At 75.5% G+C, this 15,739-nt stretch carries 16 protein-coding genes; 7 read left to right on the top strand and 9 right to left on the bottom strand.

Annotated features, from left to right (window positions below; genetic code table 11):
• Nucleotides 1-63: 63 nt before the first annotated feature.
• The 6 genes from dhaK to PU704_RS06515 all read left to right on the top strand — a co-directional run bounded on the left by dhaK (nucleotide 64) and on the right by PU704_RS06515 (nucleotide 7,499).
• Nucleotides 64-1,065, top strand: a complete 1,002-nt coding sequence (gene dhaK / locus PU704_RS06540; RefSeq protein WP_277550729.1) for a dihydroxyacetone kinase subunit DhaK — start codon at nucleotides 64-66, stop codon at nucleotides 1,063-1,065.
• A complete protein-coding gene (gene dhaL / locus PU704_RS06535; protein WP_277550728.1) occupies nucleotides 1,065-1,697 on the top strand; it encodes a dihydroxyacetone kinase subunit DhaL in 633 nt (210 codons plus the stop codon). The genes dhaK and dhaL overlap by 1 nt, the downstream gene beginning before the upstream one ends.
• Nucleotides 1,694-4,177, top strand: a complete 2,484-nt coding sequence (gene ptsP / locus PU704_RS06530) for a phosphoenolpyruvate--protein phosphotransferase (protein ID WP_277550727.1) — start codon at nucleotides 1,694-1,696, stop codon at nucleotides 4,175-4,177. Before dhaL ends, ptsP begins: the two co-directional genes overlap by 4 nt.
• Nucleotides 4,178-4,286: 109 nt before the next feature.
• Complete coding sequence (locus PU704_RS06525) at nucleotides 4,287-5,264, top strand: 1,4-dihydroxy-2-naphthoyl-CoA synthase (RefSeq protein WP_277550726.1); 978 nt, start codon at nucleotides 4,287-4,289, stop codon at nucleotides 5,262-5,264.
• A gap of 80 nt (nucleotides 5,265-5,344) precedes the next feature.
• Complete coding sequence (locus PU704_RS06520) at nucleotides 5,345-6,496, top strand: AMP-binding protein (RefSeq protein ID WP_277550725.1); 1,152 nt, start codon at nucleotides 5,345-5,347, stop codon at nucleotides 6,494-6,496.
• Nucleotides 6,497-6,617: 121 nt separating this feature from the next.
• Nucleotides 6,618-7,499 carry a 1,4-dihydroxy-2-naphthoate polyprenyltransferase gene (locus PU704_RS06515; protein WP_277550724.1) on the top strand — a complete coding sequence of 294 codons (882 nt, stop codon included), beginning with the start codon at nucleotides 6,618-6,620 and terminating at the stop codon, nucleotides 7,497-7,499.
• Between the two features lie 15 nt (nucleotides 7,500-7,514).
• On the opposite strand, the gene PU704_RS06510 is transcribed toward PU704_RS06515, so the two are convergent.
• Nucleotides 7,515-7,802, bottom strand: a complete 288-nt coding sequence (locus PU704_RS06510; protein ID WP_047804697.1) for a DUF4229 domain-containing protein — start codon at nucleotides 7,800-7,802, stop codon at nucleotides 7,515-7,517.
• An 81-nt stretch (nucleotides 7,803-7,883) separates the two neighbouring features.
• On the opposite strand from PU704_RS06510, the gene PU704_RS06505 reads away from it, so the two are divergent.
• Nucleotides 7,884-8,354, top strand: coding sequence for a PLDc N-terminal domain-containing protein (locus PU704_RS06505; protein ID WP_277550723.1), 471 nt, complete (start codon nucleotides 7,884-7,886; stop codon nucleotides 8,352-8,354).
• Nucleotides 8,355-9,188: 834 nt separating this feature from the next.
• Here the strand turns inward: PU704_RS06505 and ccsB are convergent.
• From ccsB to PU704_RS06465, 8 genes are all read right to left on the bottom strand, one after another.
• Complete coding sequence (ccsB, locus tag PU704_RS06500; protein WP_277550722.1) at nucleotides 9,189-10,262, bottom strand: c-type cytochrome biogenesis protein CcsB; 1,074 nt, start codon at nucleotides 10,260-10,262, stop codon at nucleotides 9,189-9,191.
• 13 nt (nucleotides 10,263-10,275) lie between these two features.
• Nucleotides 10,276-12,012, bottom strand: a complete 1,737-nt coding sequence (gene resB, locus PU704_RS06495) for a cytochrome c biogenesis protein ResB (RefSeq protein WP_277550721.1) — start codon at nucleotides 12,010-12,012, stop codon at nucleotides 10,276-10,278.
• Between the two features lie 44 nt (nucleotides 12,013-12,056).
• Nucleotides 12,057-12,818, bottom strand: a complete 762-nt coding sequence (locus PU704_RS06490; RefSeq protein WP_277550720.1) for a cytochrome c biogenesis CcdA family protein — start codon at nucleotides 12,816-12,818, stop codon at nucleotides 12,057-12,059.
• Entirely contained in the window at nucleotides 12,815-13,435 is a 621-nt protein-coding gene (locus PU704_RS06485) for a TlpA family protein disulfide reductase (protein ID WP_277550719.1), read from the bottom strand. Before PU704_RS06485 ends, PU704_RS06490 begins: the two co-directional genes overlap by 4 nt.
• A gap of 54 nt (nucleotides 13,436-13,489) precedes the next feature.
• On the bottom strand, nucleotides 13,490-14,161 hold the full coding sequence (locus PU704_RS06480; RefSeq protein WP_277550718.1) for a histidine phosphatase family protein: 672 nt from the start codon (nucleotides 14,159-14,161) through the stop codon (nucleotides 13,490-13,492).
• Between the two features lie 49 nt (nucleotides 14,162-14,210).
• Nucleotides 14,211-14,474 (bottom strand): glutaredoxin family protein, encoded by a 264-nt coding sequence (locus PU704_RS06475; protein ID WP_277550717.1) that lies wholly within the window; start codon nucleotides 14,472-14,474, stop codon nucleotides 14,211-14,213.
• A 117-nt stretch (nucleotides 14,475-14,591) separates the two neighbouring features.
• The gene (locus PU704_RS06470) at nucleotides 14,592-14,690 is read right to left on the bottom strand and encodes a 30S ribosomal protein bS22 (protein ID WP_005504750.1); all 99 of its coding nucleotides are present in this window, start codon (nucleotides 14,688-14,690) and stop codon (nucleotides 14,592-14,594) included.
• 161 nt (nucleotides 14,691-14,851) lie between these two features.
• Entirely contained in the window at nucleotides 14,852-15,670 is an 819-nt protein-coding gene (locus PU704_RS06465) for a FadR/GntR family transcriptional regulator (protein ID WP_047804688.1), read from the bottom strand.
• Nucleotides 15,671-15,739 lie beyond the last annotated feature (69 nt).

Raw genomic sequence — 15,739 nt, 5'->3', positions numbered from 1 at the left:
CAATGCCCCACAGTGGCACCGAACTGTTGTCACGGCCACCGGCGGAGTGGTCCGATAGTGCACATGAAGAAGCTCATCAACGACCCGGCCGACGTCGTGCGGGAGGCCCTGCTGGGCATGCAGGCCGCGCACGGGGACCGCCTGCGCGTGGACCACTCCAACCGCGTCGTCTTCCGGGCCGACGCCCCCCGGCGCGGCAAGGTCGGGCTGGTCTCCGGGGGCGGCTCCGGGCACGAGCCGATGCACGGCGGGTTCGTGGGCCCGGGCATGCTCGACGCCGCCTGCGCCGGGGAGGTGTTCACCTCCCCGGTGCCGGACCAGATGCTGGCCGCGACCCTCGGCGTCGACGGCGGCGCCGGCGTCCTGCACATCGTGAAGAACTACACCGGCGACGTCATGAACTTCGAGATGGCCGCCGAGCTCGCCGCCGAGAACGGTGTCGAGGTGGTCTCGGTCGTCACCGACGACGACGTCGCGGTGCAGGACAGCCTGTACACCGCCGGACGTCGCGGCGTGGGGGTGACCGTGCTGCTGGAGAAGATCGCCGGTGCGGCGGCCGAGGAGGGCCGTCCGCTCTCCGAGGTCGCCGACATCGCGCGGCGGGTCGACGAGCAGGGGCGCAGCATGGGCATGGCGCTCACCTCCTGCACGGTCCCGTCCGCGGGCAGGCCGACCTTCGAGCTCGACGAGAACGAGATCGAGGTCGGCATCGGCATCCACGGCGAGCCCGGACGGGAGCGGCGTCCGCTCGCCCCCGCGCGGGAGGTCGCGGCCATGCTCGTCGAGCCGGTCCTCGCCGACCTGCCCGTGGCCGACGGCGCCCCGGTGATCGCGCTGCTCAACGGCATGGGCGGCACGCCGCTGATCGAGCTGTACATCATGTACGCCGAGGTGCAGCAGCTGCTGGAGAAGGCCGGCGTCCCGGTCGCCCGCAGCCTGGTCGGCAACTACATCACCTCGCTGGAGATGGCCGGCTGCTCGGTGACCCTGCTGCGCGCGGACGACGAGCTCGTCCGCCTGTGGGACGCCCCGGTCAACACGCCCGGACTGCGCTGGGGCATGTGATGCCGGAGGTCACCGCCGAGGGGCTCGAACGCTGGCTGCGGCGGTTCGCCGACGTCGTCCACGACCACGCCGCGGAGCTGACGGAGCTCGACTCCGCCATCGGCGACGCCGACCACGGCAGCAACATGGACCGCGGCATGCGCGCGGTCGTCGGCGCGCTGGACGGCGGCGCCGCCGGTGCCCCCGACGCGCTCCTGAAGAAGACCGGCATGACTCTGGTCAGCACCGTCGGCGGGGCCAGCGGCCCGCTGTACGGCACGTTCTTCCTGCGGGTCGCCGGCGGGCTGGTCGGTGGGCAGGCCGTCGACGCCGCCACGCTGGGCCGGGCGCTGCGGGCCGGGCTGGAGGGCGTGGTCGCCCGGGGCAGGGCCGAACCGGGCGACAAGACGATGGTGGACGCGCTGGCGCCGGCCCTCGACGCGTACGACGCGGCGGTGGCCGGGGGCGCCGGCATCGCCGACGCGCTGTCCGCGGCGGCCGACGCGGCGGAGGAGGGCTGCGCCGCGACGATCCCGCTCGTGGCGCGCAAGGGCCGGGCCAGCTATCTGGGGCCGCGCAGCGCGGGCCACCAGGACCCGGGCGCCACCAGCACGGCGCTGCTGCTGCGCTCCGCCGCCGACAGCCTGCCGTGATCGGCATCGTCGTCGTCTCGCACAGCCGGGCGCTGGCCGAGGCGGCCGTCGAGCTGGCCTGCGAGATGGTCGACGAGCGCCCGCCGATCGCCCTGGCGGCGGGCGCCGGCGACGGGTTCGGCACGGACGCGGCCGCGGTCGCCGAGGCCATCACCGCCGTCGACGCGCCGGACGGCGTGCTGGTGCTCCTCGACCTCGGCAGCGCCGTGCTCAGCGCGGAGATGGCGCGGGAGTTCCTGCCGCCCGACGTCGCCGAGCGGGTGCGCGTGTCGCCCGCTCCGCTCGTCGAGGGGCTGGTCGCCGCCGTGGTGACGGCGGCCACCGGCGCGCCGCTGGACGCGGTGCTCGAGGAGGCCGGCCGCGGACTGGCCGCCAAGCAGGACCACCTGGGGGAGGCGGCGGACCCGGCGGCGTCCGGGACGCCGGCGCCGCCCGCGGCACCCGAGGTCGTCGCCGAGCTGCCCGTGGACACCCCGCACGGCCTGCACGCGCGCCCGGCCGCCCGGCTGGTCGGGCTCGTGCGGGCCGCCGACGCGACCGCCGCGGTCACGAACCTGCGCACGGGCCGAGGTCCGGTCGACGCCCGCAGCCTGTCCGGGCTCGTGACGCTCGCCGTCCGGCAGGGCGACCGGCTGCGCTTCGAGGCGTCCGGACCCGGGGCCGAGTCGTTGACCGAGGCGGTGCGGGCGCTGGCCGCGGACTCCTGGGGCGACCGGTCCCCCGGCCCGGCAGCCCCCGCGGCCCCCGGACCGGAGGGTGCACCCACGCCGCCCGCCGCCGGGTCGGGCACCGACGTCGCCCTCGGCCCGGCGGTCGTGCGAGGCGGCGCGATCGACCTCTCCGGCTACCGGCCCGGCGATGCGGCCGAGGAGCGGCGGCGCTCGGACGCCGCCGTGGCCCGCGCCCTCGCCGAGCTGGCCGCCCTGCGCCGGTCCGCCGCCGGCGGCCCCGGCCCGGCGGGCGCCGTCCTCGAGGCCCACGAGGCCCTGCTGGCCGACCCCGAGCTGGCCGGCGCGGTGGCCGCCGACGTCGCCGCCGGCGCGGCCGCGCCCACGGCGTGGGGGGACCGGCTCGCCGCGCTGGGCGGGGAGCTCGAGGCGATGGACGACCCCTACCTGCGGGCGCGCGCCGAGGACGTCCGCAGCGTGCGGCGGCGGGTGCTCGCCGCGCTGGCCGGACCCGGCGCCCCGGACGAGGCGGTCCCGGCGGACGGTCCGCCCGTGGTCCTCGTGCTGCGGGAGCTCGACGCCGCGACGGCGGCGACGCTGGACCCGCAGCGGGTCGCGGGCGTCGTCGCGCTGGCGGGCGGGGACACCGGCCACGGCGTCCTGGTCGCCCGCGCGCGCGGCGTCCCGGTGTACCCCGACGCCGGTCCGGCCGCGGCGGCCGTGGCACCCGGCGCGGTCATCGGCTTCGACGCGCGGGACCGGCGGTTCTTCGTCGACCCCGACGAGGACACCCGGCGCTCCCTCCGCGAGGTGTCGGCCGCCCGGGCCGCCGAGGCCGATCGCGCCCTGGCGCGGGCCCACGAGCCGGGCGCGACCGCGGACGGCCACCCGGTGCCGGTGCTCGCCAACGTCACGACGCCCGCCGACGCCGGCCGTGCCGTCGCGTCCGGCGCGCAGGGGTGCGGGCTGCTGCGCACCGAGATCCTGTTCGGCCACCTCGACGACGCCCCGTCGGTCGACGCGCAGGCGGCCGCGTTCGCCGGGATCGCCGAGGCGTTCGCCGGGCGGCCCGTGACCGTCCGCACCTGGGACGTGGGCGGCGACAAGCCGCTGCCGTTCCTGCCGGCGCCCGCCGAGGCGAACCCGTTCCTCGGCGAGCGCGGGCTGCGGCTCATGCGGCGGGCCCCGGAGGTGCTCCTCGACCAGCTGACCGCGGTCTGCCGGGTGGCCCGGGACCACCCGGTGCACGTCATGTTCCCGATGGTCAGCACCGCCGAGGAGGTGGCGTGGGCGCTGGAGCGGCTCGACGAGGCGGCCGCGGCGGCCGGCGGCCGTCCGGCGGGGATGCGGGTCGGCGTCATGGTCGAGGTCCCGGCCGCCGCCCTGGCCGTGCGCCGCGTGGCGCAGGGCCTCGACTTCGTGAGCATCGGCACCAACGACCTCGCGCAGTACACGATGGCGGCCGAGCGGGGCAACACCGCGGTCTCCGCGCTGGCCGACGCCCGGCACCCCGCCGTGCTCGACCTGGTGGCCCGGGTGTGCGCCGACGTGCCCGAGGGCACGCACGTCGCGGTGTGCGGCGACCTCGCCGGTGACCCGGCGGCGGCGGTGGTGCTCGCCGGGCTGGGCGTCGAGGAGCTCAGCGTGGTGCCCACCCAGGTGGCCCTCGTCAAGGCGCGGCTGCGGGAGGTGACCCTGGCCGGCGCGCGGGACCTCGCCCGGCGGGCGCTGGCCTGCGGGTCCGCCGACGAGGTCCGTGCGCTGCTCGCGGGCGCCGCCGGCCCGGCGGACGCGGACCGGGCGGGACGCTGACCGTGCCCGCCCCTGCCCGGCCGTGGCCGCCCGCCCGCCACGGCACCGCTCGGGGCGGTCCAGGGGCCCGGCTCGAGGCCGGCGGGAGCGGCCCCGTAGACTCGGACCCGTGACCGACGCGACCCCGACCCCTGCCGGCAGCCACCTCCCCGAGCGGGTCTCCGAGCTCTTCGACCCGGCGCAGTGGCGCACGGTCGAGGGCTTCGAGGACCTCGGGGACCTCACCTACCACCGCGCCGTGGAGCGGGACGGCGACGGCGCCGTGCTGCGCGACCTGCCGTGGGTGCGGGTCGCCTTCCACCGCCCGGAGGTCCGCAACGCCTTCCGCCCCGGCACCGTGGACGAGCTGTACCGCGCCCTCGACCACGCCCGGATGAGCTCCGACGTGGGCGCCGTGATCCTCACCGGCAACGGCCCCTCCGCCAAGGACGGCGGCTGGGCCTTCTGCTCCGGCGGGGACCAGCGCATCCGCGGCCGCGACGGCTACCGCTACGCCGGGGGCGAGACCGCCGAGTCCATCGACCCGGCCCGCGCGGGGCGGCTGCACATCCTCGAGGTGCAGCGGCTGATCCGCACGATGCCCAAGGTGGTGATCGCCGCGGTGCCCGGCTGGGCCGCCGGCGGCGGCCACTCCCTGCACGTGGTCTGCGACCTCACGATCGCCTCCCGCGAGCACGCCCGGTTCAAGCAGACCGACGCCACGGTGGGCTCCTTCGACGCCGGCTACGGTTCGGCCCTGCTGGCCCGCCAGGTGGGGCAGAAGTTCGCCCGGGAGATCTTCTTCCTCGCCCGCGAGTACGACGCCCAGCGGATGCTCGAGATGGGCGCGGTCAACGAGGTCGTCCCGCACGCGCAGCTGGAGGACGCGGCGGTCGCCGCCGCCCGGGACGTGGCCGCGCAGTCCCCGCAGGCGATCCGGATGCTGAAGTTCGCGTTCAACCTGCCCGACGACGGCATGGTCGGCCAGCAGGTCTTCGCCGGGGAGGCGACCCGGATGGCCTACATGACCGACGAGGCCGTCGAGGGCAGGGACGCGTTCCTGGGCAAGCGGGACCCGGACTGGTCCGGCTTCCCGTACTACTTCTAGGCCGCGGTGCGGCCGGGGCGGGGCGGCCAGGCCCTCCCGGCCGGACCGCCCCGGCCGGCAGCACGAGGAGGAGGGCCGTGATGGCCGAGCTGATCGTTCCCGACGACGCCGTGGTCCTCGACGGCCCCGTGGCCGGCGACCCCCTGCGGCTGCTGTCGCCGCTGACCCGGGTCCTCGGGCGGGCGGGACCCGCCGTCGTGGTGCGCACCTCCGGGTCGACCGGCCGCGCCAAGCGCACGGTGCTCACGCGGGACGCCCTCGCCGCGTCCTCCATGGCCACCGCGGTGCGCACGGGCGCGGTGGGCCAGTGGCTGCTGGCCCTGCCCGTCCACTACGTCGCCGGGCTCCAGGTCCTGGTCCGCTCCCTCTACGCCGGGACGGACCCCGTGGTGCTGGACCCCGCCGCCCGCTTCACCCCGGAGGCCTTCGCGGAGGCCGCCGCACGGCTGGAGGACCCGGTGCGCTTCACCTCCCTGGTCCCCACCCAGCTGCAGCGGATCCTCGAGCCGGAGTCCGGGGTCCGCAACGGGGACGCCGTCTCGGCCCTGAAGAGCTTCTCCGCGGTCCTGCTGGGCGGCTCGGCGGCCTCCCCGCGGCTGCTCGCGGCCGCCCGGGAGGCGGACCTGCGGGTGATCAGCACCTACGGGATGTCCGAGACCTGCGGAGGCTGCGTCTACGACGGCGTGGCCGTGGACGGGGTCTCCGTGCACGTCGAGCAGGACGGCGGGCGGCCCGGCACCCCGTCCGCGCCGGGGCCCGGGCGGATCTGGCTGGGCGGGGCGGTGGTCGCCGCGGGCTACGCCGGGGACCCGGAGCAGACCGCGCGGCACTTCCACGAGGCCGCGGGGACCCGCTGGTACCGCACGGACGACCTCGGGGAGCTCTCCCCGGACGGCGTGCTCGCCGTGCACGGGCGGGTCGACGACGTCCTGAACACCGGCGGGGTGAAGGTCTCCGCGGGGCGGGTCACCGCCGTGCTGGACCGGCACCCGGCCGTGCGCCAGGCGCTCGTGCTGGGCGTGCCGGACCCCGAGTGGGGCCAGGCGGTGGGCGCCGCCGTGGTCGCGGCCGCGGGCACCGACCGGGCCCGGCTGCGCGCCGAGCTCGCGGAGGCGGTGCGCGCCGAGCACGGGAGCGCCGCCGTGCCCCGCCGCTGGGCCTGGCCCCAGGAGCTGCCGATGCTGCCCACCGGCAAGCCGGACCGCGCGGCGGTGGCCCGCCTGCTCGGCTGAGCCGGGCGGGCCGGGCCCGGGACCGTGACACAATGGTGGGCGGCCCGGACCCCCGCCGCGGTCCCCACCCCGCGCGGGACGCACCGCGGCCGCGCCAGACGCATCTTGACGGAGGTAGCCCGTGGCCACGCCAGCACAGTGGATCGAGGGAGCCCGGCTCCGGACGCTGCCCATGGCGGTGGCCCCGGTCGTGGCCGGCTCCGCAGCGGCCCAGGCCCTGCACTCCTTCGACCTCGTCCGCGCGGTCCTCGCCCTGCTGGTGGCCCTCTTCCTGCAGATCGGCGTGAACTACGCCAACGACTACTCCGACGGCATCAAGGGCACCGACGACGTGCGGGTCGGCCCGTTGCGGCTGACCGGCTCCGGGGCCGCGGCCCCCGGGCAGGTGAAGGCGGCGGCGCTGCTGTGCTTCTGCCTGGGCGCGCTCGCCGGCGCGGCCCTGGTGGTGCTCAGCCGCCAGTGGTGGTTCATCCCCGTGGGGCTCTCCGCCGTGCTCGCCGCGTGGGGCTACACCGGCGGGCGGACCCCGTACGGGTACCGGGGGCTCGGCGACGTGTTCGTGTTCGTCTACTTCGGGCTCGTGGCCGTGCTCGGCACCACGCTGACCCAGGCCGGCGCCCTCAATCCCGAGGCGTGGGTCGCGGCCCTGTCCACCGGCCTGATCGCCACCGCCCTGCTGATGGCCAACAACATCCGGGACCTGCCCGGGGACCGGGAGGTCGGCAAGCGGACGCTGGCCGTGAGGCTGGGCGATCCGCCGGCCCGGGTGGTGTTCACCGCCGAGATCGCCGTGGCGCTCGCGCTGGTGCTGTTCCTGGTGCCCGGCAACCCGTGGATGCTCCTCGTGCTGCTGCTCGTGCCGGTGGCGCTGCCGCCGGTGGCCACGGTCCTGCGGGTGCAGGACCGCCGCCAGCTCATCCCCGTGCTGAAGCAGGTCGGGGTGCTCAACGTGGGGTGGGCCGTGCTGTTCTCCCTGGCGGTGCTGCTGCAGCAGTGGCTGTGAGCCCGCGCTGAGCGCTCAGACCTCGCGCCCGTCCTCGCGCAGCGTCCGGTCCACGTAGGCGTCCTCGGCCTCCTGGTCCTCGAGCGCCACCCGGTCACGGGGCCGCGGGGAGCGGGCGACCCACCGGCGCAGCTCCTCCCCCGCGGCTGTGTGCAGGCGCGGGAAGAACAGGTAGGAGACCGCGAAGGACGCGGCCACGGCGGCGATCCCGGACAGGATCAGCCCCACGCCCAGCCACATGCTGAGCAGGAAGACCAGCACGAGGATGCCGAAGCGGAGCAGGGAGTACTTCAGGAAGTTCACCCCGCCAGTCTACCGAGCGCACCTGGAAGATCTCCCCGGGCGCTGAGCTGGCGCCCAGGCAACTCCCCTACGATTGTCGGCATGGGCAGAGCCATCCTCATCATCGGCGCAGCCGCACTGGCGGTGGGCGTCATCGTGTACTCCCTCATCGAGTGCGCCCGGACCGACAGCGCCGCCATGCGCGGCCTCCGCAAGGGGGGCTGGATCGCGGTGATCGTCCTCCTCCCGCTGCTCGGCGCCCTCCTGTGGCTGTTCCTGGGCCGCCCCCGGGGCACCGCGGACTCCTCCGCCCCCGCGCGCGGGAAGGGCCCGGACGACGACCCCCAGTTCCTGCGCAACCTCGAGGAGCGCCGCCGGCAGCAGGAGCAGGCCGAGAAGCTGCGCCGGTGGGAGGAGGAGCTGCGCCGCGGCGGCGGGACCACCGGTGGGCGCCCCGATCAGGGCGGGCCCGGGGGCGGCTCCCCGGGAGGGTCCCCCGGCGGCTCCTCGGCCGGCCGCGCCGACGACGCCTCCGACGACTCCCCCGGCAAGAACCGGCCGCCGCGCGACTGACGCCCCGCCCCACGGCCGCGACCCTGCTGCTGTCCCTGAACCTGCAGGCGGCGCCCTGTCCGGCCCTGCGGGCATTCCCCGTGGGCGGCGCACTCGGTCTCCGCCCGCGGGCGGCAGGGCCCGCTGCCCGCGGGCGTGCTCTGCGCCGTAGTCTTCGGCCACCACCTCGCTGGCCGGTTGCCCTCCGGCGCCGGGCTGGAGGTCCACCGGATCGTCCAGGAAGGCGCTCACCAACGCCCTGCGCTACGCCCCGCAGCTGCGCACGGTGACCGCGGAGTTGCGGTGGACCCTGGGGGCTCACCGGGTCCGTGCACAACGACGGCGTCGCGCCCCCGCCCGGCGGCGCCCCGGCCCCGGGAACGAGCTGTGCGGGACGCGCGAGCGCGCCGACCTCTGCGCGGGCAGGGTCTCGGCCGGGCCCTGCCCGCGGACAGCTTGCGCGCCCGGTTTTCCGTCCCCACCAGGGGCGCTGACCGTGCCCCTCTCCCCAGCGACCGCCCCGGTGCCCGAGCCCGTGCAGGTGCGCATCCTCGGCGACCAGCAGCTCGTGCGCGGCGGCTTCCGCATGCTGCTCGACTCCCCCGCCGGATCGCTTGGTGGTCGCCGAGAGCGGGGAAGGTGCCAACGCCGTGCGCGCGGTGGAGCACCTGCGGCGGGCCGGGTCGGGGCCGCGGTCGGAGCACCGCCGCGCGCGGCCTGCGGACCCGGACCGTGGCGCCAAAAGCGCCCGTGCCGTGGTGAGAGTGCTGCGCGGCGAGCCCGCCGCGCGGTGGGCCCGCCGCGCGGTGGGCCCACCGCGCGGTGAGCCTGCCGCGCGGTGAGCGGCCGGGCGGCTCAGACGCCGGCGTAGGAGTGCAGGCCGGCGAAGAGCGTGTTGACCACGGTGAAGTTGAAGATGATGCACAGGTACCCGGCGATCGACAGCCACGCCGAGCGGGTGCCGGTCCAGCCGCGGGTCGCGCGGGCGTGCATGTAGGCGGCGTAGACCACCCAGATCACGAAGGTCCAGACCTCCTTGGTGTCCCAGCCCCAGTACCGGCCCCACGCCTGCTCGGCCCAGATGGCCCCGGCGGCGAGGGTGAAGGTCCAGAAGGCGAAGCCGACCGCGTTGAGCCGGAAGGACAGGTTCTCCAGCGCCTGGGCGGACGGGACCATCCGCAGGAAGTCCATGCCGGGGGCCTGCCCGGCCAGGATCGCCCGCTCGCGCCGGGCCTGCAGCAGCTGCAGCACGGCCATGGCGAAGGTGATGGTGAACACGCCCGAGGCCGCCACCGCGATGGACACGTGGATCACCAGCCACCAGGACTGCAGGGCCGGCTGCAGCGGGCCCACGGGCGTGGGGAAGCCGATCGTCGCCGCGCAGAGCATGATCACCACGAGCCCGGAGACGAGGGTCCCCACGAAGCGCAGGTCCCGGGCGAGCAGGGCCAGCAGGTAGACCCCGGCGACGACGAGGGCGCCCGTGGTGCAGAACTCGTACATGTTGCCCCAGGGCACCCGGCCCGCGGCGAACGCCCGGCTCACCACGGCGGCGGCGTGGACCAGGAACGCGAGGACCATGACGGCCACGGCCACGCGCGCCGCGGGTCGGCGCTCCCCGGTGTAGCGCATCTGCTCGTCGGCCACGTGCCCGGCCAGCGCGGAGCGGGCACCCGTGCGGTAGCCGCGCCCGCGGTGGCCGGCCCCGTGCCCGGCCCGCGCGTCGGCGGGCTCGGCGGCGTCCTGCGCCCCCGCCCGGGCCGTCGCGGCGCCGACGAGCTCGCGGTCCTCGGCCTCGGCCGTGCCGCGCAGGGTCTTGGAGTGGGCGGCCATGTCCCACGCGAAGGCGACGAAGCTGACCAGGTAGGTCATGGCGGCCAGGAGCATGAACAGCTCGCTCCAGGCGCCCAGGGTCTCGTTGACGGTCATGCCGCTCATCCTCTCACTCGTTCCCGGACGCCGGCTCGGAGCCGGCCCGGGCGGGGGCGGGCCCCGCGGTCTCCCGATCCTGCACGCCGGCGGACTCCCACTGCCCGGTCCACAGCTCGCCCAGCCGCTCGGCCTCGGCCGCAAGCCGGGGGTCCTCGCCGCGCGCCAGCAGCCCGTACTCGAGCACCGTGCAGGCCCGGCCGTCCTCGTCCGTGCCCCGCGCCGCCCGCACCCAGACGCGGCGGCGGGAGATGAACAGGGACATCAGCAGCCCCGTGAAGGCCAGCACGAAGGAGACCAGGGCGCCCGTCTTGCCGGGGTCGTAGTGGACGTCCAGGCCCACGTAGCGCTTCACGTCGAGGAACTCCACAGTGCCCTTGCCGTCGGGCAGCTCATGCACGGGGTTCGCGGCGTCGAGGGTGATCGCGCCGTTCTCGTTGGTCATGGCGTTGAGCTCGGTGAGCTGCTCGACGTCGAGCACGTACACGTTCTGCGGGGCGCCGGTGTCCAGGCCCAGGTCTCCGTGGTAGGCGGAGAGGATGAGCCGGGGGTTGGCCAGGCCCGGGTCCACCGAGCGGGGCATCTCCCCCTCCCCGCCCACGGCGGTGGGCAGGAGCAGCCCCACGAAGCCGAGCTGGTCGGGCCGGGCGTCCGGGACCTTGAGCACGAGCGAGGAGGTGTACACGCCGTCGGAGGGGACGGTCACCACGGGGCCCTCGAAGGCGACGTCCCCGTTGCCGTCCGTCACCCGGATCACCGGGGCGTAGCCGTTGCCCACGAGGTAGCTCTTCACACCGTTCACGTTCAGCGGCTGGTTGACCTTCAGGACCTCCTCCCGCGGCTCGGCCCCGGGCTCGTCCTGCACGGTGACCTCGGCGGTGAAGTCCAGCGGCGCCCCGTAGTTGCGCGGGTTCGTGGTGTCCCGGTTGAACTCGGCCTCGAAGCGGTCGAGCCGGATCGAGAACGGCTCCAGCCAGTCGGCGTCGTAGTTGGTGCCGGGGGTGAAGGAGTCGTAGCCGATGAGGGTGTTGACGAAGGACTCGCCCTCCACGACCACCCGCTGGCCCTTGTAGCCGAACAGGGACCCGACGGCCACGGAGACCAGCACGCCCAGTAGCGCCAGGTGGAAGACGATGTTGCCGACCTCCTTCCACATCCCGCGCTCGGCGGCGACCGAGGGGGCGGCCGAGCCGGCGTCCCGCACCGCGACCCGGTAGCCGCGCTTCTTCAGCAGCCGGGCCGCGTCGGCGACGACGTCGTCGGGGGCCGGGGCCTCGGCGCCGTCGCGGCCGCCGAGCGTCAGCGCGCGGTGCTCGGGCAGCCGCTCCAGCCGCCGCGGGGTGCGCGGCGGCTCGGCCCGCCAGGCCCTCCAGTGCTTGGCCGCGCGCGGCAGCACGCAGCCCACGAGGGAGACGAACAGCAGGATGTAGACGGCGGAGAACCAGGCCGAGGAGAACACGTCGAAGAACTGCAGCCGGTCCAGCCACTCCCCCAGGACCGGGTTGTTGTCCAGGTAGTCCTGCACGGCCGCCGGGTCCTGGATGCGCTGCGGGAAGATCGAGCCGGGCACCGCCGCGACGGCCAGCAGCAGGAGCAGGAACAGGGCCGTGTTCATCTTCGTGAGCTGCGTCCACGCCCACCGGGCCATGCCGCGGGGCCCCAGGGCGGGGAGCTCGGCGTCGGAGGAGCGCCCGCGGGGCGGTTCCGTGGGCGCGGCGGGACCCGACGAGGGAGGCGCTGGTGTGCTCATGCCGGTCTTTCTGTGGTCGGGGCGGGACGGGGTGCCGGAGGTGCTCAGATCGGCATCACCCAGTCGGTGACGAGCTCGGCCTGCACCCAGGAGACGAACGCGGTCCACGCTCCCGTCATCATGAGCAGCCCGACCAGGACGAGGAGACCCCCGCCGGCGCGCTGGATGGTGAGGCGGTGCCGGCGGAAGAAGCCCATGGCCCCCATGCCGCGGCGCAGCGCCAGGGCCAGGGCCAGGAAGGGCACCCCCAGGCCCAGGCAGTAGGCCACCGTGAGCACGGCGGCCTTCCCGGCCGAGGCGCCGTCCACGTACACGAGCGCCTGCACGGCGGCGAACGTCGGGCCGATGCAGGGCGCCCAGCCGAGGCCGAAGGTGACGCCGAGCAGCGGGGCGCCCCACAGACCGGGCGGGGGGCGGCGCTCGATCTTGCGGTCCCGCTGGAAGAACGACACCCCGCCGAGGAAGACGACGCCCATGAGCACCACCAGGGCGCCGAGGACCACGGTGATCCAGCTCTGCCCCAGGAACCAGGCGTAGGCGCCCAGCTGGGCGAGCAGCACGGACATGAGCAGGAACACGGCGGAGAAGCCGAGCACGAAGAGGCTGATCCCGGCCAGCACCCGGCCGCGGCGCTGGTCCTGCAAATCCGCGCCGGTCAGGCCCGTCACGTAGCCCAGGTAGCCGGGCACGAGCGGCAGCACGCACGGGGAGGCGAAGGAGACCAGTCCGGCGAGCAGGGCCACGGGCAGGGCGACGAGGAGGGAGCCGTCGAGGACGATCTCGGCGAACGGGTTGCCGGCCGTCATGCCGCTTCGGCCACCGTGTCCTCGAGCAGGGTCTCCAGCACGGAGCGCTCGGCGATGCCGAGAATGCGGGCGGCCACCCGGCCCTCGGCGTCGAGGACCAGCGTGGTGGGCACGGCCTGCGGGGGCACGTAGGCGCTCAGGGCCATCAGCACGCCCCCGTCCTTGTCCTCGAAGGAGGGGTAGGGGATCTCGAAGGTGCGCTCGAACGCCTCCGCGGTGGCCTGCTCGTCGCGCAGGTTCACGCCGTAGAAGGCGGCCCGGCCGTCGAAGCGCTCGGCGAGCTCCCGGAGGTCGGGGGCCTCGACCCGGCACGGGGCGCACCCGGCGTACCAGAAGTTGAGCAGCGCGGGGGCCCCCCGGAGGTCCTCGGCCGAGACCACGGTGCCGTCGAACAGGGTGCCCTCGAACTGCACGGGCTCCCCGCGCTCCCCGACCGCGTACTCCGAGACGGTGCCGTCGCCGGCGATGTAGCCCTTCTGGTCCCCGGAGTTGGCCTGCTGGGCCAGCGAGTCCTCCTCGGTGCACCCGGTGAGGGCGAGCCCGAGGACGCCCAGGCCCACGAGCGAGAGTACGCGGCGGCGGGACGGACGGGAGGAGGGCGAGGGACGGGAGGTCACGGACGGATCACCTGGTGCTCTGGACGGGACGGGGACGGCGGCGGCGCCCCGCCATTATGAACCGGGAAGCTGGTTGACCCCTGGATAGTAGGCGGCGGCTGGCTCGCGGTACTCGACCCGGGGCGGGCGCCCGGCGTCGAGGTCGTCGAACACGAGCGAGGTCAGGGAGGCGAGGTTGCACTGCCGCCGGCGCGGATCGTGCGGCAGGGGACGGCCCTCGGCGGAGCGCCGGGTGAGCCAGATCGGCAGCTGGTGGGAGACCACCACGGCCTCGGCGCCGTCCCCGCCGCGCTCCACGGCCGTGCGCCCGGCCTCCAGCACGGCCTCGGCCATGCGGGCGACCTGACGGCGGTAGGGCTCCCCCCAGGAGGGGGTCAGCGGGTTGCGCAGGTGCGGCCAGTGCCCCGGCCTGAGCAGCTCGAGGGCGTCCACGTGCAGGCCCTCGAAGTGGTTGTGGGCCTCGATCACCCGTTCGTCCGGGTGCACCGGCAGCCGCAGCTCCCGGGCCACGGGCGCGGCGGTCTCCCGGGCCCGCTGCAGCGGGGAGGAGACGAGGTGGACGATGCGCGAGCCGTCGTTCACACGGCGGGCGAGCTCGGCGGCGGCGGCCTCGGCCATCCGCGCGCCCAGCTCGGTGAGGCCGTAGCTGGGGAGCCGTCCGTAGACGATGCGGTCCGGGTTGAGGACCTGGCCGTGGCGCAGCAGGTGGACGGTCGAGGAGGGCATGCCCCCATGATCCCAGACGGGCGCGGCGGGCCCCAAAACGGGGCCCGGCTCAGCCGGCCAGGAGCTCGCGCAGCAGCCGGGCGAGCCGGCGCTCGTCGATCTGCCAGAAGTCGCGGGGCACGCCGTCGACGAACAGCACCGGGATCTCCTCCGCGTGCCGGCGGGCCAGCCCGGGGTCGCCGTCGACGTCCACCTCGGCCCAGCCCAGGCCCAGCGCGGAGGTGACCCGGTCCACGGACTCCCGGGCCGCCTCGCAGAGGTGGCACCCCGGGCGGGTCAGCAGGGTCACGGCCGGCGGCATCGGGGAGCTCATGGGTCCATGCTACGGCCCGCCCCGACCCCGGCGCCGGTCCCCGGGATGGGCCCGGCAACGCCACGGGGCCGCCGTCCTGGAGAGGACGGCGGCCCCGTGGGCGGTGTCAGCGCCGGGTCACTTCTTGTTGCGGCGCTGGTGACGGGTCTTGCGGAGGAGCTTGCGGTGCTTCTTCTTGGACATCCGCTTGCGGCGCTTCTTGATCACTGAACCCATAGGATCCCTCGCATCTTCATGTCTCGGTGGTGTTCCCCGGGGACTCCGCGACAGGCGGGAACCGGGGTGCCGGCCCTCGGACGGGAACGGCCGGGCAAACGTTCACTGACACCCTACCGTCTCGCAGGGAAATTGCCGTATTCGTGCCCGGTGGACGGGTCTCAGGCGCTGCGCGGCACCTCCGACGGGCCGCCGGGCTGCTCCCCGGCGTGCACCGGCAGCTCCCCCGTGGCGACGGGCACGGCCGGGTCGGCCGGCGCGTCCGGGGCGGGGCCGGGGGTGCGCTGCTCCTGGTCGGGGTCCACGCCGGCCTCGCGGTACTGGTACTCGATGTGCTCGGCCACCAGCCGCGCCGCGAGCCGGCGGTCGCCCGCCTCCACGGCGGAGTAGATCGCCTGGTGCTCGGCGCGCAGCCGCTCCGAGGTGGCGCTCCACAGGGGCACGTGGCCCACGAGGGCCATCGTGTACTCGTAGATCGAGTCCCGCAGCGAGGACATCAGGGCGGAGACCACCGTGTTGCCCGCGGTCTTGCACAGCGCGATGTGGAAGCTCACCTCGAGGTGGTGGAACTCCTTGAGCGAGAGGTCGTCCCGGCCCATCTGCTCGAGCAGCGCCCGCAGCTCGGCCATGGCCGGGTGCCGGGGGTCCGAGCGCTCCAGCGCCCAGGTCTCGAGCAGCACCCGGGTCTGCACGATGTCCCGCAGCGGGTAGTCCGAGGTGGCCATGTGCAGCTGCAGGGCGGGACCGGCGGACGCCGCCGGCTCCCGCACCAGCATGGGCAGGATCGACTTGCGCGGCCCGTCGAAGAGACGGACGATCCCCTGCGCCTCCAGGGTCTTGAGCGCCTCCCGCATGTTGTTGCGGGACACGCGGTGGATGGCCGCGAGGTCGCGGTCCGAGGGCAGTTGTTGGCCCAGCACGAGATGGCCGTCGAACAGCTCGTTCTCCAGCCACTGCAGGACCTGTCGATGCGTTGCCATAGTCTCCAGGGTAGGTCCACCGCGGCCCTCCGTGGGGCGGTCGCGGGTCCGGACGTGTCGGAAGTGCGG

Origin of the sequence: Kocuria oceani (assembly GCF_029524215.1) — a bacterium.
Lineage (GTDB): Bacteria > Actinomycetota > Actinomycetes > Actinomycetales > Micrococcaceae > Kocuria > Kocuria oceani.
This window is presented reverse-complemented; position numbering and strand designations above follow the sequence as displayed.

Bases quoted from the DNA above. Each gene is read 5' to 3' on its own strand.
- dhaK (WP_277550729.1), top strand. From the start codon at position 64: ATGAAGAAGCTCATCAACGACCCGGCCGACGTCGTGCGGGAGGCCCTG.
- dhaL (WP_277550728.1), top strand. From the start codon at position 1,065: ATGCCGGAGGTCACCGCCGAGGGGCTCGAACGCTGGCTGCGGCGGTTC.
- PU704_RS06520 (WP_277550725.1), top strand. From the start codon at position 5,345: ATGGCCGAGCTGATCGTTCCCGACGACGCCGTGGTCCTCGACGGCCCC.
- PU704_RS06505 (WP_277550723.1), top strand. From the start codon at position 7,884: ATGGGCAGAGCCATCCTCATCATCGGCGCAGCCGCACTGGCGGTGGGC.
- ccsB (WP_277550722.1), bottom strand. From the start codon at position 10,262: ATGACCGTCAACGAGACCCTGGGCGCCTGGAGCGAGCTGTTCATGCTC.
- resB (WP_277550721.1), bottom strand. From the start codon at position 12,012: ATGAGCACACCAGCGCCTCCCTCGTCGGGTCCCGCCGCGCCCACGGAA.
- PU704_RS06490 (WP_277550720.1), bottom strand. From the start codon at position 12,818: ATGACGGCCGGCAACCCGTTCGCCGAGATCGTCCTCGACGGCTCCCTC.
- PU704_RS06480 (WP_277550718.1), bottom strand. From the start codon at position 14,161: ATGCCCTCCTCGACCGTCCACCTGCTGCGCCACGGCCAGGTCCTCAAC.
- PU704_RS06475 (WP_277550717.1), bottom strand. From the start codon at position 14,474: ATGAGCTCCCCGATGCCGCCGGCCGTGACCCTGCTGACCCGCCCGGGG.
- PU704_RS06470 (WP_005504750.1), bottom strand. From the start codon at position 14,690: ATGGGTTCAGTGATCAAGAAGCGCCGCAAGCGGATGTCCAAGAAGAAG.
- PU704_RS06465 (WP_047804688.1), bottom strand. From the start codon at position 15,670: ATGGCAACGCATCGACAGGTCCTGCAGTGGCTGGAGAACGAGCTGTTC.